The 25115-nt window shown below is 69.8% G+C and carries 18 protein-coding genes and 5 tRNA genes; 13 read left to right on the top strand and 10 right to left on the bottom strand.

The genetic code is table 11. The features are described from left to right. The first annotated feature begins 32 nt into the window (after nt 1-32). The 4 genes from ACZ7J0_RS17030 to ACZ7J0_RS17015 all read left to right on the top strand — a co-directional run bounded on the left by ACZ7J0_RS17030 (nt 33) and on the right by ACZ7J0_RS17015 (nt 8342). On the top strand, nt 33-3911 hold the full coding sequence (locus ACZ7J0_RS17030; RefSeq protein ID WP_470888077.1) for an endo-alpha-N-acetylgalactosaminidase family protein: 3879 nt from the start codon (nt 33-35) through the stop codon (nt 3909-3911). Between the two features lie 124 nt (nt 3912-4035). Further along, entirely contained in the window at nt 4036-6384 is a 2349-nt protein-coding gene (locus tag ACZ7J0_RS17025) for a polysaccharide lyase 8 family protein (RefSeq protein ID WP_470888075.1), read from the top strand. A 152-nt stretch (nt 6385-6536) separates the two neighbouring features. Beyond that, the gene (locus ACZ7J0_RS17020; protein WP_468706665.1) at nt 6537-8120 is read left to right on the top strand and encodes an acyl-CoA carboxylase subunit beta; all 1584 of its coding nucleotides are present in this window, start codon (nt 6537-6539) and stop codon (nt 8118-8120) included. A 12-nt stretch (nt 8121-8132) separates the two neighbouring features. Continuing rightward, on the top strand, nt 8133-8342 hold the full coding sequence (locus ACZ7J0_RS17015) for an acyl-CoA carboxylase subunit epsilon (protein WP_470888073.1): 210 nt from the start codon (nt 8133-8135) through the stop codon (nt 8340-8342). Between the two features lie 185 nt (nt 8343-8527). Here the strand turns inward: ACZ7J0_RS17015 and ACZ7J0_RS17010 are convergent, their stop codons facing one another. The 8 genes from ACZ7J0_RS17010 to ACZ7J0_RS16975 all read right to left on the bottom strand — a co-directional run bounded on the left by ACZ7J0_RS17010 (nt 8528) and on the right by ACZ7J0_RS16975 (nt 19021). Next, nucleotides 8528-9109, bottom strand: coding sequence for a GTP-binding protein (locus tag ACZ7J0_RS17010; protein ID WP_050791473.1), 582 nt, complete (start codon nt 9107-9109; stop codon nt 8528-8530). Next, on the bottom strand, nt 9090-9674 hold the full coding sequence (locus tag ACZ7J0_RS17005; protein WP_470888071.1) for a DUF742 domain-containing protein: 585 nt from the start codon (nt 9672-9674) through the stop codon (nt 9090-9092). The genes ACZ7J0_RS17010 and ACZ7J0_RS17005 overlap by 20 nt, the downstream gene beginning before the upstream one ends. A gap of 111 nt (nt 9675-9785) precedes the next feature. After that, nucleotides 9786-10199: a roadblock/LC7 domain-containing protein gene (locus tag ACZ7J0_RS17000; RefSeq protein WP_468707382.1), complete on the bottom strand. Its 414-nt coding sequence runs from the start codon at nt 10197-10199 to the stop codon at nt 9786-9788. Between the two features lie 10 nt (nt 10200-10209). Then, a complete protein-coding gene (locus ACZ7J0_RS16995; protein ID WP_470888069.1) occupies nt 10210-13461 on the bottom strand; it encodes a nitrate- and nitrite sensing domain-containing protein in 3252 nt (1083 codons plus the stop codon). A 348-nt stretch (nt 13462-13809) separates the two neighbouring features. Further along, entirely contained in the window at nt 13810-14391 is a 582-nt protein-coding gene (locus ACZ7J0_RS16990; RefSeq protein WP_468706657.1) for a GTP-binding protein, read from the bottom strand. Then, nucleotides 14372-14779: a DUF742 domain-containing protein gene (locus tag ACZ7J0_RS16985; RefSeq protein ID WP_470888067.1), complete on the bottom strand. Its 408-nt coding sequence runs from the start codon at nt 14777-14779 to the stop codon at nt 14372-14374. The genes ACZ7J0_RS16990 and ACZ7J0_RS16985 overlap by 20 nt, the downstream gene beginning before the upstream one ends. 141 nt (nt 14780-14920) lie before the next feature. Further along, nucleotides 14921-15334 carry a roadblock/LC7 domain-containing protein gene (locus tag ACZ7J0_RS16980; RefSeq protein ID WP_468707380.1) on the bottom strand — a complete coding sequence of 138 codons (414 nt, stop codon included), beginning with the start codon at nt 15332-15334 and terminating at the stop codon, nt 14921-14923. Nucleotides 15335-15343: 9 nt separating this feature from the next. Then, nucleotides 15344-19021: a sensor histidine kinase gene (locus ACZ7J0_RS16975; protein ID WP_470888065.1), complete on the bottom strand. Its 3678-nt coding sequence runs from the start codon at nt 19019-19021 to the stop codon at nt 15344-15346. Nucleotides 19022-19570: 549 nt separating this feature from the next. On the opposite strand from ACZ7J0_RS16975, the gene ACZ7J0_RS16970 reads away from it, so the two are divergent. From ACZ7J0_RS16970 to gltX, 3 genes are all read left to right on the top strand, one after another. Further along, on the top strand, nt 19571-19747 hold the full coding sequence (locus tag ACZ7J0_RS16970) for a hypothetical protein (RefSeq protein WP_470888063.1): 177 nt from the start codon (nt 19571-19573) through the stop codon (nt 19745-19747). An 81-nt stretch (nt 19748-19828) separates the two neighbouring features. Next, the gene (locus ACZ7J0_RS16965) at nt 19829-20605 is read left to right on the top strand and encodes a fumarylacetoacetate hydrolase family protein (RefSeq protein WP_468706649.1); all 777 of its coding nucleotides are present in this window, start codon (nt 19829-19831) and stop codon (nt 20603-20605) included. Then, the gene (gene gltX, locus ACZ7J0_RS16960) at nt 20598-22073 is read left to right on the top strand and encodes a glutamate--tRNA ligase (protein WP_470888060.1); all 1476 of its coding nucleotides are present in this window, start codon (nt 20598-20600) and stop codon (nt 22071-22073) included. The genes ACZ7J0_RS16965 and gltX overlap by 8 nt, the downstream gene beginning before the upstream one ends. A gap of 76 nt (nt 22074-22149) precedes the next feature. Here gltX and ACZ7J0_RS16955 read toward each other — a convergent pair whose 3' ends face one another. Continuing rightward, on the bottom strand, nt 22150-23028 hold the full coding sequence (locus ACZ7J0_RS16955; protein ID WP_470888058.1) for a hypothetical protein: 879 nt from the start codon (nt 23026-23028) through the stop codon (nt 22150-22152). Between the two features lie 92 nt (nt 23029-23120). Beyond that, a complete protein-coding gene (locus ACZ7J0_RS16950) occupies nt 23121-23561 on the bottom strand; it encodes a peptidase inhibitor family I36 protein (protein WP_470888056.1) in 441 nt (146 codons plus the stop codon). A 154-nt stretch (nt 23562-23715) separates the two neighbouring features. Between ACZ7J0_RS16950 and ACZ7J0_RS16945 the strand changes: the two genes are divergently transcribed. The 6 genes from ACZ7J0_RS16945 to ACZ7J0_RS16920 all read left to right on the top strand — a co-directional run bounded on the left by ACZ7J0_RS16945 (nt 23716) and on the right by ACZ7J0_RS16920 (nt 25052). After that, nucleotides 23716-24435 carry an HAD family hydrolase gene (locus tag ACZ7J0_RS16945; RefSeq protein ID WP_470888054.1) on the top strand — a complete coding sequence of 240 codons (720 nt, stop codon included), beginning with the start codon at nt 23716-23718 and terminating at the stop codon, nt 24433-24435. 91 nt (nt 24436-24526) lie between these two features. After that, nucleotides 24527-24598 (top strand) — tRNA-Gln (locus tag ACZ7J0_RS16940). A 21-nt stretch (nt 24599-24619) separates the two neighbouring features. Further along, a tRNA-Glu gene (locus ACZ7J0_RS16935) sits at nt 24620-24692 on the top strand. An 89-nt stretch (nt 24693-24781) separates the two neighbouring features. Beyond that, nucleotides 24782-24854, top strand: a tRNA-Glu gene (locus tag ACZ7J0_RS16930). 32 nt (nt 24855-24886) lie between these two features. Further along, nucleotides 24887-24958 (top strand) — tRNA-Gln (locus tag ACZ7J0_RS16925). A gap of 21 nt (nt 24959-24979) precedes the next feature. After that, nucleotides 24980-25052, top strand: a tRNA-Glu gene (locus ACZ7J0_RS16920). Nucleotides 25053-25115 lie beyond the last annotated feature (63 nt).

Here is a 25115-nt window from a genome sequence, read left to right as displayed (position 1 = left end):
CCGTGCCCCGCGCCAGGGACTACTCAGTCCCCATGTCGCGAAGAATCCGTACGGGGTGCGCCCTCATCGCCGCCTCCACCGCCGTATTCGCCCTGGCCGGGCCCGCCCTGCCGGCCGCAGCCGCGCCCCCGGCCGGAGCCGCCGAGGCCGCCGGACCGGACGGTTCCGCCGCTGCCGACGATCCCGCCACCACCGCACTGATCGGTTCCCAGCAGCTCTCGGTCGCCGTCGCCAAGGACTTTCCGCGCGTCGTCTCGTACACCGAGCGCGCAGGCGGCGCCCGCCTCCTCGGCAGTACGCGCCCGGTCACCGAGGTCGTCCTGAACGGCACGCCGCATGCCGTACGGGCCAAGGCCGCGCCCACGGTCACAGCGAGCCGGGCCGCCTACACGCTGCTCTTCCCCGACCTGCCGGGCGTCGAGATCGACGCCTCCCTCACCGTCACCGGCCGGACCACCACCTTCAGGGTCACCGCCGTCCGGGACACCGAGGCCTTCCGGCTCTCCACCCTCGACATACCCGGCCACGACCTGATCTCGGTGGGCTCGTCCGACGCGGGCGCCGAGACCGCGTTCACCCGCCTCGACGCCGACTCGACCAGGACGGCCGACGTCTTCGGCAAGGTCACCGCCGCCACCCCGGTGGACGCGGCCCCCGTCGGGGCGAGCTACGCCCTCGTCAACACCGGCGCCCTGGCCGCCGCCGTCGAGTCGAACTCCAGCTACGACAAGCCCTCCGGCGCGACCAACGGCGACGACGCCCGCTTCTGGCACCAGGCCCGCGCCGCCGCCGACGGCGGTACCCGCGTCGGCGTCTGGTCCGGACAGTGGACCTACCGCGGCGCCGGCGCACCGCGGCCCGAGACCGGCGACAACCTCCCCTGGGCCAAGGTCGTCGTCACCCCCGACGCCAACGGAGACCGCAGGACCGACTGGCAGGACGCCGCCGTCGCCTTCCGCGCCATCGGCGTCCGGGCGCCCGGCGGCGAGGAGACCGCGGACCGGGTCGTCACCCACATCCCGTTCAACTTCGCCAGCCAGGCCACCCACCCCTTCCTGCGCACCCTCGACGACGTCAAGCGCGTCTCCCTCGCCACCGACGGACTCGGCCAGCTCGCCGTCCTCAAGGGCTACGGCTCCGAGGGGCACGACTCGGCCCACCCCGACTACGGCGGCAACTACAACAAGCGCGCCGGTGGCCTCGAAGACCTCAACAAGCTGCTGGTCAACGGCAAGAAGTGGGGCGCCACCTTCGGCGTCCACGTCAACGCCACCGAGTCCTATCCCGAGGCCAGGAACTTCAGCGAGACCCTGGTCGACAAGACCAGGCCGGGCTGGAACTGGCTCAACCAGAGCTACTACATCGACCAGCGCCGGGACATCAACAGCGGTGATCTCGCCCGCAGGTTCCAGCAGTTGAGGAACGAGACCGACCGCAACCTCTCCTTCCTCTACATCGACGTCTACTACACGCACGGCTGGATCGCGGACCGGACGACGCAGGCCGTCCAGGCGCAGGGCTGGCACGTCGGCACCGAATGGTCCGACAAGTTCGAGCGGGCCTCGCTCTGGTCGCACTGGGCCAATGACCTGAACTACGGCGGAGCCACCAACAAGGGGCTCAACTCCCGGATCATCCGCTTCATCCGCAACGACGAGAAGGACGTCTGGAACAACCACCCCGTCCTCGGTCAGAGCGCCCTCGAAGAGTTCGAGGGGTGGACCGGAGAGAGTGACTGGAACGCCTTCTACGCCAACATCTGGCAGAAGAACCTGCCGGCCAAGTACCTCCAGCAGGAGAAGATCACCCGCTGGGACGGCAACGACCTCACCTTCACCGGGGGAGTGCGGGGGACGCTCGAGGACGGGCGCCGCACCTTCTACGACCGGGGCCGCAAGGTCCTCGACGGAGACCGCTATCTCCTGCCGTGGGACGGCGGAAAGAAGCTCTACCACTACAACAAGGCGGGTGGCAGCAGCAGTTGGGCGGTGCCGGGATCCGGCGCGTACACCGTCTACAAGCTCACCGACAACGGCCGCGTGAAGACCGCGACCGTACGGCCCGTCGACGGAAGGATCACCCTCGACGCGACCGCCGGGCAGCCCTATGTCCTCTACCCGGACCGGGCCCCCGAGCCGCGCGACCCGCAGTGGGGCGAGGGCGGCAAGGTCGCCGACCCGGGCTTCAACGACAACCGACTGGCCGCGTGGACCACGACGGGCACGGTGACACGTCACACCGACGGTCAGGGCCGGACCAGCGCGGCGCTCACCGGTGACACCGCGACGTCACTCTCTCAGCGCGTCACCGGCCTGGAGCCCGGCAAGCGGTACACCGCCTCCGCGCTCATCGAGGTCGAGCCGGGCAGGACCCGTCGGACCACCCTGTCCATCGGCGGACAGTCCGTCGCCGTCGACCGCTCGGCCCTCACGGACCAGGTCGCCGCCTCGGAGTGGCACGGGACGCGCTTCCAGCGGGCCAAGGTGAACTTCACCGCGGCGGCGAACGGCACGGCGACCCTCCGCGTCGACGCCGCGAGCGGTGCGGCGACCGTACGGATCGATGACGTACGGCTCGTGGCCAACGCCCCCGCCACCCGCTCGGGAACCGCCGTGTACGAGGACTTCGAGGCCGTCGACCAGGGCTGGGGCCCCTTCCTCAAGGGCGACGCGGGCGGCTCCACCGACCCCCGCACCCACATCAGCCAACTCCACGCCCCGTTCACCCAGGCCGGCTGGAACGGAAAGCTCGTCGACGACGTGCTCGGCGGCGCCGAATCCCTCAAGTCCCACGACGAGAACAGCGGACTCGTCTACCGCACGGCGCCCTGGACCGTACCGATGAAGGACGGCCACAGCTACCGGGTCGCCTACGACTACCAGTCCAGCCACGCGGGCGCCTACGAATGGGTGACCGGCTACGACCGCGCGTCCGGCCAGGGCGGTGCCGTCGAGACCCGTCGCACCCCGCTCGGGCAGCAGCGGTCCACCGGCCACTTCTCCGAGACCGTCACGGCCGGCTGCGGCGACACCTGGACCGGGCTGCGCAAGCGCGCCGACGCCCCCGACGGGGCGGACTTCGTCCTGGACGGCTTCACCGTCACCGACCTGGGCCCGGCCGCCGACCGCGCCGCGTGCGGCACCCTCGCCGTCACCGCGGGGGAGACCCTCGAGCCCGGCCGGGCGAACGAGGTCGAGGTCGCCTTCGCCAACGACGAGGCCACGGCCGCGAAGGACGTCACGCTCGCCCTCACCGTCCCCGAGGGCTGGAAGGCGGAGCCGGCCGGCCCCGTCTCCTTCGACTCGGTCGCGGCCGGCGCCACGGCCACCGCGGCCTGGCGGGTGACACCGCCGGTCGACGCCCCCTACCGGACGTACACGATCGGTTCGGCGGCGACGTACGAAATCGGTGGCTCTCCGCGCCGGCTCGGCGCCGCCGCCGCGGTCCGTACCCTGCCCCCGCCGCCCACCGCCGACAGCTGGGCCGGAGACCTGGACTGGACGTCCGCGGAGAACGGCTGGGGTCCTGTCGAGCGCGATCTCTCCAACGGGGAGACGGGTACCGGCGACGGCGGCCCGCTGCGGATCGGCGGCGTGTCGTACGCCAAGGGCCTGGGCACCCACGCCCCGGCGAAGGTCCGTTACTACCTCGGCGGGCGGTGCGCCTCCTTCACCGCCGAGGTGGGCGTGGACGACGTCCAGACGACCCGCGGAACCGTGCAGTTCGCCGTCGTGGCCGACGGCACGGAGAAGGTGAAGTCGCCGGTCCTGAAGGCCACGGACGCGGCGTGGGCGCTCACCGCGGACGTCACCGGCGCTGACTACGTCGACCTGGTGGCCGGGGACGGGGGTGACGGTAACGGGAACGACCACGCCGACTGGGGCAACGCGCGCTTCCACTGCGCCGGTTAGCCCCACGAGACGGGACAAGACGGAAAGCGCTTTCGATCGGCCGTGTCACAGCCATTGAACGCTGGGGAAAGCGCGTGCTAGACCCTCCTCAACCGGTCTACACCACTTCCCTCGGGAGGCTCACGTGCCACCGATCGTCCCCGCCTGGTCCCGCCGCACCTTCCTCGCCACCACCACCTCCGCCGCCCTCGGACTCGCCCTCGCCCCGCCCGCCTCCGCCCAGCGGGCCGCGGTCGAGGGCGAGTTCGAGACGCTGCGGCAGCGGTGGCTGGCGATCCAGCTCGGCGCCGGCTACGACCCGACCGCCGAGCCGTACGCCTCCCGCCTCGCGGAGACCGGCGCGCTCGCCCGTACCTTCCGCGCCTCCATGGCCCCCACGGACACCTCCCTGTGGCCCGGCTACGCCTTCGATCCGCCCGCCGGAATCACCCAGAGCTACAGCAGGCTCTGGGTGATGACCCAGGCGTACGCCCAGCAGGGCACCGGCCTCACCGGCGACGAAACGCTGCTCGCCGACATCGTCCGCGGTCTCGACCACCTCTCCGCCCGCGTCTACAACCCCACCACCACCCGCTACGGCAACTGGTGGGAATGGCAGATCGGCAGCCCCCGCCTCCTCATGGACATCGTCGCCACGCTGCGCGACAGGCTGACGGACGCGCGGATCCAGGCCGCCTGCGCCGCCGTCGACCACTTCGTCCCCGACTCCGCGCTCCGCGACTACACCGGGACCTCCACCGGCGCCAACCGCGTCGACCTGTGCCGCTCCGTCGCCCTGCGCGGCATCGTCGGCGAGAACCCCGCCAAAATCGCGCTGGCCCGCGACGCGCTCTCGCCGGTCCTCCCGTACGTGACCAAGGGAGACGGCCTCTACCGGGACGGCTCGTTCGTCCAGCACACCTGGGTCGCGTACTCGGGGACGTACGGACAGGTCATGCTCGACGGCCTCGGGCGGCTCTTCACCCTGCTCGCCGGCTCCAGTTGGGCCGTCACCGACCCCAACCGGCAGATCATCCTCGACAGCGTCGAGCACGCCTACGCCCCGCTGATCTACAACGGTCTGATGATGGACAGCGTCAACGGCCGGGCCATCAGCCGCGGTTACCTCAAGAGCGACGAACGCCGGATCATGCGCAGCGACCACTTCCACGGCCAGGGACTGATCGCCGCCATCGCCCTCCTCGCGGGCGGCGCGAGCCCGGCGGAGCGCGACCGCTGGCACGCGCGCGTGAAGGGCTGGATCGAGCGCGACACCGTCACCCCCCTCCTCACCGCCCGCCAGTTCGGCGTCGCCGACCTCGCCCGGCTGCACGCCGTCGCCGCGGCACCCGTGCCCGCCGCTCCCGAGCCCGTCGGCCACCGCCTCTTCGCCTCCATGGACCGCGCCGTCCACCGCCGTCCGGGCTGGGCCGCGAACATCTCCATGGCCTCGGACCGGATCTCGTACTACGAGTGCGGCAACGGCGAGAACCCGCGCGGCTGGCACACCGGCGCGGGAATGCTCTACTGGTGGGGCCCGGGACCGGGGGCGGACGCCCAGTACACCGACTGGTTCTGGCCCACGGTCGATCCTTATCGGCTGCCCGGTACGACCGTCTCCACCAAGCGGCTGGCCGACCGGGCCGGCGGCGAGTGGGGCGCGCCCAAGCCCGCCGTGCGCTGGGTCGGCGGGGCGAGCGACGGCGAGTTCGCCGCCGTGGGGCAGCACCTGAAGGGCCTTGGTTCCACCCTCGAAGCCCGCAAGTCCTGGTTCTGCGCCGCCGACACGGTGATCTGTCTCGGTGCCGGAATCACCGCCACGGATGGCGTGCCGGTCGAGACGGTCGTCGACAACCGCGGCCTCGGCGAGAGCGGGACGAACGCCCTCACCACCGGCTCCCGCTGGGTCCACCTCGATGGCCACGGCGGCTGGGTACTCCCGGGCGGCACGGGGCAGTTGCGCACCCTGCGCGAGGACCGCGCGGGCGCCTGGTCCGACATCAACACCACCTCGTCGACCGAGCGGCGCACCCGCCGCTACCAGACCCTCTGGCTGGACCACGGCACGGACCCGGTGGGGGCGTCGTACGCCTATCTGCTGATGCCCGGCGCGTCCCGCCGCACCGTCGCCGCCCGCGCCCGTGACCTCACCTGGCTGGACATACTCGACAACAGCGCCGACCGGCAGGCCGTCGCCGTCCGCTCCCTCGGGCTGACCGCCGCGAACTTCTGGCGAGCCGGTACGGTGGGGCGCCTCACCACCACCGCTCCGGCGAGCGTGCTGGTGCGCCGGCGGTCCCGGACGGCGACACTCTGCGTGAGCGAGCCGGTCCGAACCGGACAGCCTCTGGAGGTCGTCTGGGACCAGCCCGTCCACGCGGTCCTCTCCCGCGGTCCGGCGGTCGAGGTGCTCGCCACGGGCCGTACGCTCCGGCTGAGGATCACCCCCGGAACGGTGGGCGCCACCCACCGCTGTGAGGTGGCTCTCAGCTGACATCTATAGGAACCTCACAAGTACGAGGGGTTCCAAGCTGTTGAGAAGTGCCGTACGGCCGCGCGTTCTGTCCAGCCCCACCAGGATTCGGCGCAGGAGACTGTGAAGAGTCGACTGCGGGTTTCCCTTGGTCGGCTTCGTAGGGTCGGTACATGACCGATGTCGAAACCATCCCGAGCGAGCCGAGTGACGCCCGAGGGCGTGTGGCCGAGCTGCACGCCCTGCGCGACGAGGCCCGGCGTGGCCCGAGTGACCGTGCGACCGAGGCCCAGCACGCCAAGGGGAAGCTCACTGCTCGTGAGCGGATCGACCTGCTGCTGGACCCGGACTCCTTCCGTGAGGTCGAGCAGTTGCGCCGGCACCGGGCGACCGGTTTCGGGCTGGAGGCGAAGAAGCCGTACACCGACGGTGTGATCACCGGCTGGGGGACGGTGGAGGGCCGCACGGTCTTCGTGTACGCACACGACTTCCGGATCTTCGGCGGCGCGCTGGGCGAGGCCCACGCCACGAAGATCCACAAGATCATGGACATGGCGATCGCGGCGGGTGCTCCGCTGGTGTCGCTGAACGACGGCGCGGGCGCCCGTATCCAGGAGGGCGTCTCCGCCCTCGCCGGCTACGGCGGCATCTTCCAGCGCAACACCCGCGCGTCGGGTGTCATCCCGCAGATCAGTGTGATGCTGGGCCCGTGCGCGGGCGGCGCGGCCTACAGCCCGGCGCTGACGGACTTCGTGTTCATGGTCCGTGAGACCTCGCAGATGTTCATCACGGGCCCGGACGTGGTCAAGGCGGTCACCGGCGAGGAGATCACGCAGAACGGTCTGGGCGGTGCGGACGTGCACGCCGAGACCTCGGGCGTGGCGCACTTCGCCTACGACGACGAGGAGACCTGCATCGCGGAGGTCCGCTACCTCATCTCGATGCTGCCGCAGAACAACCGCGAGAACCCGCCGACCGTGCACTCCGAGGACCCGGCCGACCGCCGCTCCGACGTGCTCCTGGACCTGGTCCCGGCCGACGGCAACCGCCCCTACGACATGCACAAGGTCATCGAGGAGCTCGTCGACGACGGCGACTACCTCGAGATCCACGAGCGCTGGGCCCGCAACATCATCTGTGCGCTGGCCCGGCTGGACGGGCAGGTCGTCGGCATCGTCGCCAACCAGCCCCAGTCCCTCGCGGGTGTTCTGGACATCGAGGCGTCGGAGAAGGCCGCCCGTTTCGTTCAGATGTGCGATGCTTTCAATATCCCGATTATCACCCTTTTGGACGTGCCTGGCTTCCTCCCGGGCGTGGACCAGGAGCACGGTGGAATCATCCGGCACGGCGCCAAGCTGCTGTACGCCTACTGCAACGCCACCGTCCCCCGGATCTCCCTGATTCTCCGCAAGGCGTACGGCGGCGCGTACATCGTCATGGACTCCCAGTCCATCGGCGCGGACCTGACGTACGCGTGGCCCACCAACGAGATCGCGGTGATGGGCGCCGAGGGCGCCGCGAACGTGATCTTCCGGAGGCAGATCGCCGAGGCCGAGGACTCGGAGGCCATGCGGGCCCGCATGGTCAAGGAGTACAAGGCCGAGCTGATGCACCCCTACTACGCGGCGGAGCGCGGACTGGTCGATGACGTCATCGACCCCGCCGAGACCCGCGAGGTCCTGATCAAGTCCCTCGCGATGCTTCGCACCAAGCACGCCGACCTGCCGTCGCGCAAGCACGGCAACCCCCCTCAGTAAGAGGAGCCCTCTGTGACCACACCTGCCACCGCCAACCTGCTCCGCGTCGAGAAGGGCCACGCCGACCCCGAGGAGCTGGCCGCCATCACCGCGGTCCTGCTCGCCCGCGCGGCTGCCCAGCCGGACGACTCCGCCCCGGCCCACCGGGGCCGCTCCACGGCCGGCTGGCGCCGGCTGGAGCGCCAGTCCGGCTTCCGCCCCTCCCACTCCTGGCAGGGCTGACGCCCACAGGACGTCCCCAGGACGCCTCCGGCCCCCTCAGGGGCCCCACGGCACCACCCGAGGCCCCCGTCTCCATCGAGGCGGGGGCCTCGGCGTGCGCGCCTCGTGTCACGCGGCCGGAGCGGCACGAAGGCCCCGCACACCGACTCGGTGTGCGGGGCCTCGTTCATGCCAAAGGGACGGAACTACCGCAGGCGGGCCATCAGCGCGTGCTCGACCAGCGTGATCAGCGCGCTCTTCGCGTCCGCGCGGTGGCGGGCGTCGGTGGTGATGATCGGAGTGTCCGGGCCGATCTGCAGCGCCTCACGGACCTCCTCCGGGTTGTACGGCTGGTGTCCGTCGAAGCCGTTGAGGGCGATGACGAACGGCAGACCGGAGTTCTCGAAGTAGTCGACAGCCGGGAAGCAGTCGGCGAGCCTCCGGGTGTCGACGAGCACCACGGCGCCGATGGCGCCCCGGACCAGGTCGTCCCACATGAACCAGAAGCGGTCCTGACCGGGCGTACCGAAGAGGTACAGGATCAGGTCCTGGTCCAGGGTGATACGGCCGAAGTCCATGGCGACAGTCGTCGTCGTCTTGTCGCCGGTGTGCGTCAGGTCGTCGATGCCCGCCGACGCAGACGTCATCACGGCCTCGGTACGCAGCGGGTTGATCTCCGAGACGGCGCCGACGAACGTGGTCTTGCCCACGCCGAAGCCGCCCGCCACCACGATCTTCGCGCTGGTGGTTGAGCGGGCAGCACCGCCGCTAGAGCTTGCGAAGTCCACTGAGCACCCTTTCGAGCAGTGTCACGTCTGGCTGGCCGCCGGCGGCCTCGTCGCCGCCGGGCTGGTGGATGGCGACAAGTCCGGCCTCCGCCAGGTCGGCGACGAGGATCCGGGCAACGCCGAGGGGAATGGAGAGAAGGGCCGAGATCTCGGCGACCGACTTGATCTCGAAGCAGAGCCGGCAGATCCGCTGGTGCTCGGGCAACTGCCCTTGCAGCCGGGCCGGATCGGCCGTCGTGCTGACCAGCGCCTCGATGGCGAGCTGGTAACGGGGCCGCGTACGGCCGCCGGTCATGGCATACGGACGGACCAGCGGATTGTGGTTGTTCACGCCCGTCCCCGAGGTGCCGGCGCGCTCAGGGGCCCGCCGGGGAGCCCCCGACTGCATGCGGGGCGCCTGCGGCTGGCCGTAGGGCTGCGGAGACTGGGGCTGTTGATAGGGCTGCTGCGCGCCCTGTCTGCTCGGCGTGGAGGGAAAGTTGAAACGGTTCTGGCCGTTCTCACCGTTGGGCTGGTGACCACCGTCGTAACCGTTGAAAGGGCGTCCGCCCGGGGGTGTTCCCACGTTTCCTCCTCCGACTGCCGTCGCGGTCCATGTCCCTTGAAACCGCGCCACCGCACCCTATGGTGCGATGGCGCGAAACGCACTGTCCGTCTGCTGGTTGAGAACACGCGCTCAGTTGAGCAGGCTTCCCTGGAGCTCCGCGCGAAGGTCCGGAGTGAGGACGCTGCCGGCCCGGTCGACCAGCAGAGCCATCTCGTACCCGACGAGGCCGATGTCGGCGTCCGGGTGCGCGAGGACGGCCAGTGACGAACCGTCCGAGATGGACATGAGGAAGAGGAAGCCGCGCTCCATCTCCACGACCGACTGGTTCACCGCACCCCCTTCGAAGATCCGGGACGCCCCCGCGGTCAGCGAGGTCAGTCCGGAGGCGACGGCGGCAAGCTGATCGGCGCGGTCCCGGGGGAAACCCTCGGACATCGCCAGCAGGAGTCCGTCGGCGGAGACCACCACCGTGTGGGACACCCCAGGGGTGTTGTCCACGAAGTTGGTGATCAACCAGTTGAGATTCTGCGCCGCCTGGCTCATCGGGCTCACACTAACGCTCCTGGTTGTAGGTACTACCCGGGCCGAGGCCCGATCCGTTCGTGTCCGTTCCCGCGTTGCGTCCCTGCTGGACGCCGCGGCGCAGGTTGCTCAGCCTGCCCCGCACGTCCTCCGGGGCGCGGGAGACCTGGGGGCCGCCCTGCGGGGTCTGCTCCGCCGTGCCCTCGACCAGATTGGCCTTGGGAACCCGTCGCGGAAGGCCGGAGGGGGTGACCCCGCCCGCCTTCGGGTCCTTGAGCTTCTCGGCCCGCTGCCAGCGCTCGTCGTTCGTCGAGCGCCATGCCTCGGAGCCGTCCGCCTCGTTCTGCCGGTCCGGCCGGACCGCCTCGGGCTGCTGCGCCGGCTTCGCCTGCGGCGCCTGCTGCTGCGGGGCCTGCGGGGTCTGCGCGGAGCTGCCGCGACGCGGAAGACCTGCGTCGGTCAGCGCGTGGCTGTTGCTCGGGGTGGGACCCGGACGGTCGAAGCCTACGCGCTCCGGAGCGTGAGCGGGAGCGCCCGGAACAGATTCCGATTCCGTCCGGTACTCCGGCTCGTAGCCACCCTGGTACGAACCCTGTCCATCCCACTCGCCCTGGTGGGAGTGTGCGTCGAACGAGGAGTCGTACTGCGGCTGTTGGGCCTCCTGGCCCTGGTACGGAGCTTCCGCATACGGGGTCTCCGAGTAGCCGCCCGCGGGGTACTCGCCGGTCTGGTACTCACCATTCCGGTACTCGTCGTTCCGGTACTCCTCGGCGGGGTACTGGTCGTAGCCGGTCTGCTGGTAGCCACCCTGGTCGTACGCGCCCTGGGACTGCTCGTGCTGCGCGTACTCCTGGCCGTAGTCCTGCTCGTGCTGCTGCTGTACGTACGACTGCTGATCCTGGTCGAGCTCGTCGCGGTACAGCGGACGGTCGCCCTGCGCACGCTCCTCCAGGGCCGCACGCCGCTCCTCGCGCTGCAGCGAGCGGCCGACCGGGTCGAGCTGGCGCTCGCCGCCCTGCTCCTCGTACCGCGAGTCGTCGAAGCCGAGCTCGGCGGCGGTCCGCATCGGAGCGTTCTGCTGCGGCGCGGGCTCGAAGACCTGCTGCTCCGGGATGATCTGCGAGACCGTGAAGTCGTCCTCGGGCAGCGGCTCGCCACCGCCACCGTGGGTGATGGCGTCCGGGAGCATGACGAGCGACGTCGTGCCGGCCTGCTCGCCGGAGGGGCGCAGCTGCACGCGGATGCCGTGCCGGTCGGCCAGCCGGCCGACCACGAACAGGCCCATGCGCTGCGAGACGGCGGCGTCCACGGTCGGCGGGTTGGCCAGCTTGTGGTTGATGTCCGCGAAGTCCTCGGCGGTGAGGCCGATGCCCTTGTCGTGGATCTCGACCATGACCCGGCCGTCCGGCAGACGGGTCGCGGTGACCCGCACCTTCGTCTGCGGGGAGGAGAACGTGGTGGCGTTCTCCAGGAGCTCGGCCAGCAGGTGCACGAGGTCGGTCACGGCCTGGCCGTGGATCTCGCTCTCCGGGACGCCGGTGAGCTCGATGCGCTCGTAGGACTCCACCTCGGAGGAGGCGGCACGGAGCACGTCCACCAGCGGCACCGGCTGGTTCCAGCGGCGGCCCGGCTCCTCGCCGGCGAGGACCAGGAGGTTCTCGCCGTTGCGGCGCATACGGGTCGCCAGGTGGTCCAGCTTGAAGAGGTTCTCCAGCTGGTCGGGGTCGGCCTCGTTGTTCTCGAGGTCGGTGATCAGGGTCAGCTGGCCCTCGATCAGCGACTGGTTGCGGCGCGAGAGGTTGGTGAAGATCGCGTTGACGTTGCCCCGCAGCATGGCCTGCTCGGCGGCGAGCCGGACGGCCTCGCGGTGGACCTGGTCGAAGGCGCGGGCGACCTCGCCGATCTCGTCCTGGGAGTCGATCGGGATGGGCTGCACACGGGTGTCGACGCGGCCGGGCTCGGTCCGGGACAGCTGGTCGACCAGCATCGGCAGGCGCTGCTCGGCGATGCCGAAGGCGGCGGTGCGCAGCTGGCGCATCGAGCGGCTCATCTGGCGGGCCATCATCCCGGCGAGGATGAAGGCGGCGAGCAGGGCGATGACGACGATGAGGCCGTTGACGATGGCGTCGGTCTTGGCGTCGTCGGAGATCTCGGCGGCCTCGTTCACCGCCTTGGTGACGAGCTCGGCCTCGACCTCGGAGTAGCCGTCGAACTTGGCGGTGGCCGCGCCCATCCACGTCTGGGGCGTGACGTCCTGCTTGCGCAGGTCCTTGATGCCCTCGGCGTCCTTGGTCTGACCGATCGCGGCGGCCATGCCCCCGAAGACGGAGCCCTGGGCGTCCTGCGGCGGGTTCAGACCGGCGGCCTGGAGCCTCTTGCCGCCCTCGACGGCCTTGCCCTTCATGACTTCCTTGAGCCGCGCGGTGTCGGCCTCCGTACCACCGGACTGGTACTCGCCGAGGGCGATCTGCTCCAGGTAGTTGTACGAATTGAAGGCGACGGACTGCTGGGCGAAGACGGCGTCGTCCTTGCTCGGCCTGACCAGCAGGTGCATACCGATGGAACGCTGCAGGGACGCGGCGGCCTTGGCGAGCTGGATGGCGTAGACGGTACGGCCGTAGCTGGTGATGTTGCCGGTGCCGAGACCCAGCTCGTTGGCGAACTCCATCAGCGAGTGCTGGACCTTGACGTAGCCCTCTTCGGTCTTCACCGGGTCGGTCGCCTTGATGTACGCCTGGCCCCGCAGGGTCTTCTCGTCGTCCGGGCTGCCGAGCAGGGGTTCGGCGTCCCTGAAGAGCTCCAGACGGCGCTCGAGACCCTGCCCGTCGGGCATGTCCTGGACGGCCAGGTCGAACTTCTTCTTGGCGGCCTCGGTGACCGCGTAGGCCTTGAGGACGTCGGGGTTCTTGCGGTCCTCGTCGGTCTTGGCGGCGAGCAGCGGCGCGGCGGTGAGGTCGCGCTCGTTGAGCAGGGCCTGGCCGTACTCCGAGGCGGCGCGCACGATCAGCGCCGTCTTCTCGGCGTTCTGTGCCTCCCGCCAGGTGTCGATCGCACCCTTGACCTGGAAGCCGCCCATCACGAGGCCGACCAGCACGGGTATGAGGAGGATCGCGTTCAGACGGGTGGGCACCCGCCAGTTGCGCGGCGACAGCTTGCTGGAGCTGCCGGTGCCGCCGGCCTCGGATACTCCGGGCGCGTCCGCAGGCTGCACCGCTGTGCGCGGCGGCGGGGTGAAGTTGCCCCGCGCCTGCTGCTCCGCGGAGCTTTCCTTGCTTCGCCTCACTCGACCAACAACCTCTCGGCGTCGGCACCTACGTTGTGCCGTTTTTCGTTCAGGGCCGTACTACTCGGGAGTTCATCGAATTGCAGCACGTGAAGCGGCCCCCTTCCAAACAGCAGGAAATGGCCATTTCAAGTGGTCCAGACCGCAGATAAAACGGGCATAAAGAGCGAGCCCCGCCAAAAGGCGGGGCTCATGTGAGCGCAGCGGTACGACTCGGATGCGTCGGGTGTCCGACCGCACTCAATTCTCTGTCGAAACGTTATGAACGCCGGGGCGGACCGTGTCAAACGACACAGTCCGCTCCCCTCAGGTCACCCTGGAACTACGACAACTGACGTATATCGGCCACTATTTCAGGCGGGCCATCAGCGCGTGCTCCACCAGCGTGATCAGCGCGCTCTTCGCATCCCCGCGATGCCGGGCATCGGTGGTGATGATCGGCGCGTCGGGACCGATCTGCAGCGCCTCGCGCACCTCGTCGGGACCGTACGGCTGGTGTCCGTCGAAGCCGTTGAGGGCGATGACGAACGGCAGACCGGAGTTCTCGAAGTAGTCGACAGCCGGGAAGCAGTCGGCCAGCCGGCGCGTGTCGACGAGGACGACGGCGCCGATGGCGCCGCGGACCAGGTCGTCCCACATGAACCAGAAGCGGTCCTGACCGGGCGTACCGAAGAGGTACAGGATCAGGTCCTGGTCCAGGGTGATACGGCCGAAGTCCATCGCCACCGTGGTGGTGGTCTTGTCACCGGTGTGCGTCAGGTCGTCGATCCCCGCGGAGGCCGAGGTCATCACGGCCTCGGTACGCAGCGGGTTGATCTCCGAGACGGCACCGACGAATGTCGTCTTGCCCACGCCGAAGCCGCCGGCCACCACGATCTTCGCGCTCGTGGTCGACCGGGCAGCGCCGCCGCTAGATCTTCCGAAGTCCACTGAGCACCCTTTCGAGCAGCGTCACGTCCGGCGTGCCGCCGGCCTCTCCATTGCCCGGCTGGTGGATCGCCACCATGCCCGCCTCCGCCAGGTCGGCGACGAGGATCCGGGCCACGCCGAGGGGCATCGACAACAGCGCCGACACCTCGGCCACCGACTTCACCTCACGGCAGAGGTGACAGATCCGCTGGTGCTCAGGGAGCAGCGACCCGAGGTGGGCCGGGTCGGCCGTGGTGCTGACCAGCGCCTCGATGGCGAGCTGGTAACGCGGCCGGGTCCGGCCGCCCGTCATCGCGTACGGGCGGACCAGCGGCTGGTCGCCCTCATTTCCGTACGACGCGTCGAGCGAGACGCCGTACGGATCGTGAGAGGCGGGTGGCGGGGTCATGAATCCTCCGGGCGTGACAGCAAGATCTTCTTCGTGCCGTCTGAGAGGGCCGGTGGGGGGCCGTGGGGCGGCCGTACGGTCAGTGGGGCGGAGGCGGTGCGGAGGGGCGCACCGCCGAATGAAGCAGGTTCCTGCGGCGTACTAGTGGAGCAGCGTTCCCTGGAGCTCCGCTCGGAGATCCGGGGTGAGGACGCTTCCGGCGCGGTCGACCAGGAGCGCCATCTCGTATCCGACGAGGCCGATGTCGCACTCCGGGTGCGCCAGTACGGCGAGCGAGGATCCGTCGGAGACGGACATGAGGAAGAGGAAGCCGCGCTCCATCTCCACGACGGTCTGGGTGACCGGACCACCCTCGAAGATCCGGGAGGCACCCGCGGTCAGCGAGGTCAGCCCGGAGGCGACGGCGGCCAACTGGTCGGCGCGGTCCCGGGGGAAACCCTCGGACATGGCGAGCAGCAGACCATCGGCGGAGACCACCACTGTGTGGGACACCCCGGGGGTGTTGTCCACGAAGTTGGTGATCAACCAGTTCAGGTTCTGCGCGGCCTGGCTCATCGGGCTCAACTATCGCTCCTGCTGGTGACTGGGGCCCGGATTGAAGCTGCCCGTGGTCGAGTTCCCCGCCTGGCGACCCTGTTGGATGCCCCGGCGGAGATTGGTCAGACGGCCGCGTACGTCATCGGGTGCACGTGAGACCTGCGGCCCGGCCGTGTTGGGCTGCTCCTGAGCGGTGCCCGGCACGAGGTTGGCGCGGGGCACACGCTTGGGCAGACCGGAGGTGGTGATGCCGCCGGCCGCGGGCTTGCGGACCCGCTCGGCCTGGCGCACCAGCTCGTCGTTGGGAGAACTGCGCCATGCGGCGGTGCTGGGGTTGGCCGCCTCGGGGGCGGGCCGCCGCTGCGCGGGAGCCGCGGGACGCTCCGCCTGCGGCTGCGGAACGACCGGCGTGCGCATGGTCTGTTCGGCCGCCGACTCGCCGCCGCCCTGACCGTGGAACCAGTTGGTCTCCAGCGTGTCGTACAGCGGCGTACGCCCGTCACCGGCGCCGGACGCCGGAGGCAGGGCATCGGGCTGGGACTGCGGAGCCGGGGTGCCGGCCGGCGGACGCGGCGCGCCGAAGTCGGCGGTGTCGCGGCCGCGCTGACGCGGCGCCGGGGCCTGACCCGGGCCGGGCAGCTGCGGGCTGTTGAAGTCCGGCCGCGGGAACTGCGCCGTGGCCGCGGGGTCCTGCTGACCCTGCTGCTGCGGCTGGTTCGGGTACGGGGGAGCCGAGCGCGGGGTGTGCACGTCCGGCCGGGGGTACTGGCCGGTGGCGCCGAGGTCGGGGTCCTCGTGACCGCGCGGCGCGTCCAGCGGCGTCATGTTCTGCGGCTGGACCGGGCGCGGCTGAGACTGCTGCCGACGGGGTGCCACCGGCTGGTCGGAGCCCCAGCTGGTGGTCTGCGGGCGCTGCGCTCCCGACGGTCCACCGGGCAGTTCGGCGCGCGGACCGGCCGGCGGCAGCGGCTGCTGGCGGCCGCGGTCGCCCTGACCGGGAGCGGACTGCTGGAAGCCGTTCTGGCCGGGGCGGGAGCCCTGGTCGCGGGAGGGACGGCCCTGGCCCGCGGGGCCGGGCTGACCACCCTGGTTGCCGGACTGGTTGCCACCCTGGTTGCCGGGCTGGTTCTGGTTCTGGTTCTGCCAGACGTCGTTGCGCGTCGGGATGCCACCCTGCGCACCGCCCTGCACGCCGCCGCCGAAGCCGCCGGCCACACCGGCGCCCTGACGCTGCGGGTCCTGCGCGGGACCGGACTGGGGGTTGCCCTGCGGTCCGCCGCCGGGGCGTCCGCCGCCGTCACGGCCGGGCAGCGCGGCACGCGGCCCGTTGCCCGAGCCGACCTGACCGCGCGGCGCACCGGCGCCGGCGCCGAGCAGACCACCGGAGGGAGCTCCGCCGGGACCGCCCGCGCCACCGGGGCCGCCCGGCAGACCGGGACGGCCGCCACCGGCCGCTCCGGGACCGCCCGGCAGACGTCCACCGGGAGCCGACGGGCCGCCCTGCGGTCCACCGGCCTGGCCACCGCCCGCGCCCGGCATGGCCGGGGGCTTCTTGCCGCCGTGGGCGACGTCGACGGGGAGCATGACGAGCGCGGTGGTGCCGCCGGAGTCCGACGGGCGCAGCTGGATCCTGATGCCGTGTCGCAGGGACAGACGGCCGACCACGAACAGACCCATGCGGCGGGAGACCGAGACGTCCACGGTGGGCGGCGACGCGAGCCGCTCGTTGATCGCGGCGAGGTCCTCGGGGGAGAGGCCGATGCCGGTGTCGTGGATCTCGACGAGCACACGTCCGTCGGGCAGCGCGTGACCGGTCACGCGGACCTTGGTCTGCGGCGAGGAGAACGACGTCGCGTTCTCCAGCAGCTCGGCGAGCAGGTGCACGAGGTCGTTGACCACACGGCCGGCGACCTCGGTCGCCGGGACGGAGGCCAGCTCGATGCGCTCGTACTGCTCCACCTCGGAGGCGGCGGCGCGGAGCACGTCGACCAGGGGCACGGGCCGGGTCCAGCGACGGCCCGGCTCCTCGCCCGCGAGGACGAGGAGGTTTTCGCCGTTCCGGCGCATACGGGTCGCGAGGTGGTCCAGCTTGAAGAGGGAGGACAGCTGGTCCGGGTCGGCCTCGCGGGACTCCAGCTCGGAGATGAGCGAGAGCTGACGCTGGATGAGGCCCTGGGAGCGACGCGAGAGGTTGGTGAACATCGCGTTGACGTTGCCCCGCAGCAGGGCCTGCTCGGCGGCGAGGCGGACCGCCTCGCGGTGCACGTCGTCGAAGGCCGCGGCCACCTGGCCGATCTCGTCCCGGGAGTGCACACCGACGGACTCCACCGAGGTGTCGACGTCCTGCGGGTCGGCCTCGGAGAGCTGCTTGACGAGCTCGGGCAGTCGGTCCTGGGCGACCTTGGTCGCGGTGTCCTGGAGGCGCCGCAGCGAGCGGATCATGGACCGGGCCACGACGAAGGCGCCGACGAGCGAGACACCGAGGACGAAGAGGATCAGCGCACCGTTGATGATCGCGTCGCGCTGCGAATCCGCCCGCAGCTCACGGGCCTTGCTCTCCATCTGGCCCAGCAGGTCGGCCTCGATGCGGTTCATGGCCTGGATCTTGGTGCTGTACTCGTCGGTCCAGTCCAGGTAACCGCGCGGCTCCCGGTCGGCCAGGCCCTTGGGGCTGCTCAGTACCCGGTCCGCGTACTTGTCCGCCGAGTCGATCGTCGGGTTGCTGCTGTTCAGCGGGGCCGTGAGCTCGGTCGGGTTGCCGCCCATGCTCTCGTACGTGGTGCTGAAGGCACCCAGCTGCGCCTTCTCGCTGGAGCGCGCGGCGGCCGCGTAGAGGCGGTCCTGGAGCTGGAGGTTGCCCTGCCCGTCGCTGGGGCTCTTCGGCAGCGCGGCGGCGATGATCGCCTGCTGGATGGAGGCGTACTCCTTGGCGGCCGAGAACGCGGCCAGCGCACGGGTCCGCTTGATCATCTCCGGGTTGCTGGTCGCCTGCGCCATGTCCTGCGAGAGGCTCAGCAGCGAGTCGATCAGCCGGCTGTACGCCTCGACGGTCTGCGAGTTGGAGATGTTCTTCTTGTACGCGTTCTGGCGGATTTCGCCGAGCGTGACGACCTGCTGGGCGATCTGGCTGGCGTTGGCGCGGATGGACTGCAGCGCCTCGTCGCCCTGGGCATCACCGATCTCCTCGGTGGCGTCGAGGAACGCGCGCTGAGCCTTGTCCGTCTTGTCGCGCGGCGTGGAGACGGTGTAGTCCGACGGCGTGGCGCCGTGCGACAGCGGGCCCGCGGAAAGGTCGCGCTCCGTCTGGAGCGCCTGCGCGAGCTGCGTCGCCTCCTTGGTCATCTTCGTCAGCAGCTGCATGTGCTCCAGCTGCTGCATGTCGTTCAAGGAGTCGTTGATGCGGATGCCGCCCAGGGTGGTCGCGGCGACCACGGGGAGCGTCAGCAGGGAGACCAGGCGCGTGCTGATGCGCCAGTTGCGCAGCGCTATTCGCGAACCGGTCTCGGACGGACCACGGGGCTTCGGGGGCGCGGCGGGCTCGGCCGCGCCGGCCTTCGTCGCGCCCGAGGGGCGGTCCGAACTCTCGCCGGCCGCCGGTCCCTGACCCTGGTTCTGGGTGTGCTGGGGCGAGGAGCCGCGGTCGGTCCCGCCGCGCGGCTCCTGTTCCGCCGCAGCGCTGCCATCCCTCTTGAAACGTCCCTGCACTAGCGTCGCAACCTCTGGACCAGGCGTCCTCCGCGTAAACGGAATGGACGGTGTCGGCGTCGTGGAGCGCGGGCGCGCGCCCCATGGTGGTCGTCAGTGACCGGCGCAGATCCCCCTTCCCCGCCGCTCACTCGGCGCTGCGTTGCGCCACCTGCGCGCCGGCCTGAAACCCGCGGCGGTGCGTGGAATTCCAGCACAGTGCCGGATCTCCAACAAGGGCCGTGTCCCGGACCACCATTGCGATAACACCCCGTGAACATCGGGTCACCCCATGTGGGGGGTGTTCTCGGAGGAATCGGACGTATCCCTACGAGTCATCGAGGGGACGGTGGTGTCCCAGTCGCCATGATCAGGAGCGGAATGATGGCTTCGGCTACGCAATGTCCGATTCCGGGCCGGTGAGTGACTATCCGTATTGCCCGTTTTGTCCACCAGGTGGTGAGCAAACTCACACGTAGATCGTTGCCGCTTCCATGCATTCGAAGGGAATTGAATGTTTAGCCTGACGCTTTACAAACGCGCCTCTACCGACAAGGTCTGAAACCAGCGATGAAGACGACGATGCTGCTCCGCAACATAGCCAACCCCCGCCGCACCACGCTGGCGCACCTGGAGGACGCCGAGCAGCTGGAGCGGGGCGCACGCCCCGAGCACACCGACGAGCTTCCCACCCAGACCGCCAACCCGCGCCGCACCACCCTGATCGACGCCCCCGTCGCACCGTAAAGCGCGAGGCGGGCCGCCCCTCGGGCGTTAGCCTGGAGCGTCAGACTCCAGCCAGCCAGTAAGTGAGGGGCGACAGCACTCGTGCGCATCGCCAGGTTCTCCATCGACGGCAATGTCGCCTTCGGCGCGGTCGAGGGCGAAGGCCCCGACAGCCTCGTCCTCGACATCATCAAGGGCATCCCGTACGGCGACTTCGAGCTCTCCGGCACCAAGGTTCCGCTGAGCAAGGTCCGCCTCCTGCCGCCCGTACTCCCCAACAAGGTCGTGGCCATCGGCCGCAACTACGCGGAGCACGCGGCAGAGCTCGGGAACGAGGTGCCCGAGGTCCCCGTCGCCTTCTTCAAGCCCACCACCTCGGTGATCGGCTCCGGCGACGCGATCGAGTACCCCTCCTTCTCCAGCGAACTGCACCACGAGGCCGAACTGGCCGTCGTCATCGGCCGCATGTGCCGCGAGGTCCCGCGCGAGCGCGTCAAGGACGTCATCTTCGGCTACACCTGCGCCAACGACGTGACCGCCCGCGACGCCCAGCAGCGCGAGAAGCAGTGGGCGCGGGCCAAGGGCTTCGACACCTCCTGCCCGCTCGGACCCTGGGTGGAGACCGACCTCGACCCCGCCGACCTCACCATCCAGGCCACGGTCAACGGAGAACAGCGCCAGCTGGGTCGTACGAGCGACATGATCCGCTCCATCGAGGACCTGGTCGTCCACATCACCGAGGCCATGACGCTGCTCCCCGGAGACGTCATCCTCACCGGCACCCCCGCCGGGGTCGGCCCCCTCAACGTCGGCGACGAGGTCGCCGTCACCATCGAAGGCATCGGCACTCTCACCAACAAGGTGATCAAGCGTGGCTAACGCGAACATCCGCGTCCGTTTCTGTCCCTCCCCGACCGGCAACCCCCACGTGGGCCTGGTCCGCACCGCCCTCTTCAACTGGGCCTTCGCCCGGCACAACCAGGGCACCATGGTCTTCCGGATCGAGGACACCGACGCGGCCCGCGACTCCGAGGAGTCGTACAACCAGCTCCTCGACTCGCTGCGCTGGCTCGGCCTCGACTGGGACGAGGGCCCCGAGGTCGGCGGCCCCCACGCCCCGTACCGCCAGTCCCAGCGGATGGACCTGTACAAGGACGTCGCCGAGAAGCTGATGGCCGGCGGCTACGCCTACGAGTGCTTCTGCACCGCCGTCGAGCTGGAGGCCCGGCGCGACGCCGCCCGCCTGGCCGGCAAGCCCTCGGGGTACGACGGCACCTGCCGCAACCTCAGCGCCGAGCGCGTCGAGCGGTACAAGTCCGAGGGCCGCGAGGCCATCGTCCGCTTCCGTATGCCCGACGAGCCGATCACCTTCACCGACCTGGTCCGCGGCGAACTCACCTTCACCCCGGACAACGTCCCGGACTACGGCATCGTCCGCGCCAACGGCGCCCCGCTGTACACCCTGGTCAACCCGGTCGACGACGCGCTGATGGAGATCACCCACGTCCTGCGCGGCGAGGACCTCCTCTCCTCCACCCCGCGGCAGATCGCGCTCTACAAGGCGCTGATCGAGCTGGGCATCGCCAAGGAGATCCCCTCCTTCGGCCACCTGCCGTACGTGATGGGCGAGGGCAACAAGAAGCTCTCCAAGCGCGACCCGCAGGCGTCCCTCAACATCTACCGCGAGCGCGGCTTCCTCCCCGAGGGCCTGCTGAACTACCTCTCGCTCCTCGGCTGGTCCTTCTCGGCCGACCAGGACCTCTTCACCATCGAGGAGATGGTGTCGGCGTTCGACATCGCCGACGTCAACGCCAACCCGGCCCGCTTCGACCTCAAGAAGGCCGAGTCGATCAACGCGGACCACATCCGCCGCCTCGACGTGAAGGCCTTCACCGAGGCGTGCGAGCCCTGGCTCCGCGCCCCGCACGCCAACTGGGCCCCGGAGGACTTCGACCGGACGGCCTGGGAGGCGATCGCCCCGCACGCCCAGACCCGGGTCACCGTTCTCTCGGACATCACCGCCAACGTCGACTTCCTCTTCCTGCCCGAGCCGGTCTTCGACCAGCCCTCGTGGGACAAGGCGATGAAGGGCGAGCCCGCCGCGCTGCTCACCACGGCCCGCGCCACGCTGGAGTCGGCCGACTGGAACGACCCCGAGTCCCTCAAGAACGCGGTCCTGGCCGCCGGCGAGGAGCACGGCCTGAAGCTCGGCAAGGCCCAGGCCCCGGTCCGCGTCGCGGTCACCGGTCGCACGGTCGGCCTCCCGCTCTTCGAGTCCCTGGAGATCCTGGGCAAGGAGAAGACCCTCGCCCGCATCGACGCGACGCTGGCGAAGCTGGCCGCCTAGCCACTCCGGTACGCCGACGAGGCCCGGCCCCCGAGAAGGGGGCCGGGCCTCGTGCGTTCCGTGCGCGGCGGGGGACTCATCCCTCGGCGAGGATCTTCCGGGCCGCCGCGACCTTCTCCCGGTGCAGCTCGCGGAGCTTCCGGAGCGCCGCGGCGTCCTTGGCGATCATCGCCTTCTGGACGCCCGACTCCGCGGTGAACCACACGTCCAGCAGACCGGTGTTCCGCTTGCAGGCGACGTCGGCCTTGGCGGTCGCCTTTTCCTGCGCCGTCAGGGGGCCTTCGCTGAAGTGTTCCACGGAAAACGGGTCCCGGGGCGAGCCGTAGTCGAACCCGCTTTTCTTCATGCAGGCCGACCACTTCTTGAAGACGGTCTGCACCTCGGGAAGAAGCATCGATTGCTGATAGCTCAGCGCCGAGATCCTGCTTGCCTTCTCGGCGCCTTCCGGATAGGCGTAGTCCTTGCCGAGATCGGTCTTGGCCTGTCCGATGCATCCGTCGTCCGGAATCTTCATTCCCCGGTATTCAAGGGGTCCGGACTTCCCGTCGACCCCCTGCCTTCCGAACAGCACGGTGCGTTCATCCTTGCCGAGCTGCATACGCCGGGGCGGGGCTCCGGAGGAATCCAGATGGTAGCCAAAACGAATGGCGCTGTTTTCCTCCGACAAGCCGTACCTGCGATCTGCGACCGGCGGCGCGGGGGAGGGCTTCGGTGGCTTGTAGGTCAGTGAATAGCGTGCCATGCAGGTACTCGCCAGCGCGTTCTCGGCCGCTTCGATGGACGCGTACTCGGCATTGGTATAGCTGTACGCGGCGATGGGCAGCCGCGAGGTGTAGTCGCGCTCGGATGCGGCGGATTCCTTGGCGCGGCTCGCCCCGGGCGGCTGCCCGGCATCCCCCTGCGGTCCCTGCGCCGTGCATCCGACCAGGGCGAACAGGGCCAGCGCGGGTGTCACCAAACGTCTCATCAGGCTGCTTCCACTGCGGAGCCCCGCGTGGGCCGTGGCCTTCACGCGGGGCTGACGTGCAAAGAGGGAACGGTCGCCCGTCAGTTGAACTTGTAGCAGTTCGAACCGGACGCGCCGAAGGCGAACGAGGCGTTCTCGTTGTACGTGTTCACCAGCTGGTTGGCGACGGTGTAGGCCGCGATGGTGTCACAGGGGCCGTTCCAGCCGCTGTTGTAGAAGATCGTGGTGGGGGCGCCACTGCCGTTGTAGAAAGAGGCAGCGCCATTCTTGACCGGCGAGCCCTTACCGGCTCCATCGCCCAGGAAGGTGTAGCCCGCGAGGTCCTTGACACTGCCATTGATGCCGCCGGTACCGGTGAAAGTGGTACGCGAGCCGTTCTGGCCGGAGTTGTACCAGAAGGTTCCGCAGCTGGCGTCCCCGGTGCAGTAAATGCCGACCGAGGCCTGGGCCGGGGTCACACCGAAGGCCAGAGCGGCTGTGGCGGGAAGGGCTATGGCCAGGGCGCGCCGAATATTAATCATGAATTCCTCCCAGGAACCTTGATCGCCAGAGTGGCGGACGGAGTGTAGGCGGATGGCGAGTCAATAAGTCAACACGAATAAACTGGAGCCCTGAATTCCGATAGGAATGACTTATTCCGGATAGGCTGTCGCGGCTTCGCGTACGGTCTGAGGCATGGCCATCAGAGCGGTCCTGTGGGACATCGACGACACCCTCTTCGACTACGCCCGCGCCGACACCACGGGGATGCGCGCCCATCTCGCCGCCGAGGGCCTGCTGGCGCGGTACGGCACCGCCGAGGAGGCGCTCGTCCGCTGGAAGGAGCTCACCGTCGTCCACTGGCGGCGCTTCGAGGCCGGCGGCGTCCTCTTCGAGGAGCAGCGGCGCGACCGCGTGCGCGACTTCCTGGCCGCGCCCGCGCTGAGCGACGCCGAGGCAGACGACTGGTTCACCCGCTACCTCGCGCACTACGAATCCGCCTGGGAGCTGTTCCCGGACGCGGTGCCCGCCCTGGACCTGCTCGACGGCTGCCGCCACGCGGTGCTCTCCAATTCGTCCCTGCTCAACCAGGAGCGCAAGCTCCGCGCCCTGGGGCTCTGGGACCGGTTCGAGGTCGTCCTGTGCGCGGCCGAGCTGGGGGTCGCCAAGCCGGCCGCGGAAGCCTTCCGCGCGGCCTGTACGGCGCTGTCCCTGGAGCCTCACGAGGTCGCCTACGTCGGCGACCAGCCCGACATCGACGCGCGCGGAGCGGTCGAGGCCGGCCTCACCGGAATCTGGCTGGACCGCGCCGGCCTCGGCGGGCGTCCCGAGCTGACCAGCATCACGGGCCTGGAGCAGCTTCCCGGCCTGCTCTGGCCGGGAACCCGTTTTGGAGCGCCGGACACCTTCGGGTAATGTTCTTCCTGCGCCGAGGGAAGCGGGAGACCATCCCAGAATCCGAAGCGCACAACCCGAACGAAAATCCCCACTGGGGGTTGCGTTTTGGTGGCCTATGGTGTAATTGGCAGCACGACTGATTCTGGTTCAGTTAGTCTAGGTTCGAGTCCTGGTAGGCCAGCTCGCAGAGCTCATCTGCAAAGCCCCCGTTGTGTAGCGGCCTAGCACGCTGCCCTCTCAAGGCAGTAGCGCCGGTTCGAATCCGGTCGGGGGTACAGATCCATCCTGCGGAACACCAGGGTCGCACCCGGTGATCATGCGGTGACATCACCCGGCACTTCAGGTGCCGGGTGGGATCGCTAGGGCCCCCGTTGTGTAGCGGCCTAGCACGCCGCCCTCTCAAGGCGGTAGCGCCGGTTCGAATCCGGTCGGGGGTACTGGTTCAAACCAATATTGGTCTAAACCACCATGGCCTATGGTGTAATTGGCAACACTACGGTTTCTGGTACCGTCATTCTAGGTTCGAGTCCTGGTAGGCCAGCTCGCAGAGCTCATCTGCAAGGCCCCCGTTGTGTAGCGGCCTAGCACGCCGCCCTCTCAAGGCGGTAGCGCCGGTTCGAATCCGGTCGGGGGTACACGTACGAGGAAGCCCTCCCCAACAGGGGAGGGCTTCCTCGTTTTCGTTGTTCGTGACGAGG

This window comes from Streptomyces sp. NPDC038280 (genome assembly GCF_055600045.1).
This window is presented reverse-complemented; position numbering and strand designations above follow the sequence as displayed.

Coding starts and splice junctions, on each gene's coding strand:
- ACZ7J0_RS16980 (WP_468707380.1), bottom strand. CDS start 15,334: ATGAGCCAGGCCGCGCAGAACCTGAACTGGTTGATCACCAACTTCGTG.
- ACZ7J0_RS16970 (WP_470888063.1), top strand. CDS start 19,571: ATGAAGACGACGATGCTGCTCCGCAACATAGCCAACCCCCGCCGCACC.
- ACZ7J0_RS16950 (WP_470888056.1), bottom strand. CDS start 23,561: ATGATTAATATTCGGCGCGCCCTGGCCATAGCCCTTCCCGCCACAGCC.
- ACZ7J0_RS17030 (WP_470888077.1), top strand. CDS start 33: ATGTCGCGAAGAATCCGTACGGGGTGCGCCCTCATCGCCGCCTCCACC.
- ACZ7J0_RS17000 (WP_468707382.1), bottom strand. CDS start 10,199: ATGAGCCAGGCGGCGCAGAATCTCAACTGGTTGATCACCAACTTCGTG.
- ACZ7J0_RS16945 (WP_470888054.1), top strand. CDS start 23,716: ATGGCCATCAGAGCGGTCCTGTGGGACATCGACGACACCCTCTTCGAC.
- ACZ7J0_RS17020 (WP_468706665.1), top strand. CDS start 6,537: ATGACCGATGTCGAAACCATCCCGAGCGAGCCGAGTGACGCCCGAGGG.
- ACZ7J0_RS16985 (WP_470888067.1), bottom strand. CDS start 14,779: ATGACCCCGCCACCCGCCTCTCACGATCCGTACGGCGTCTCGCTCGAC.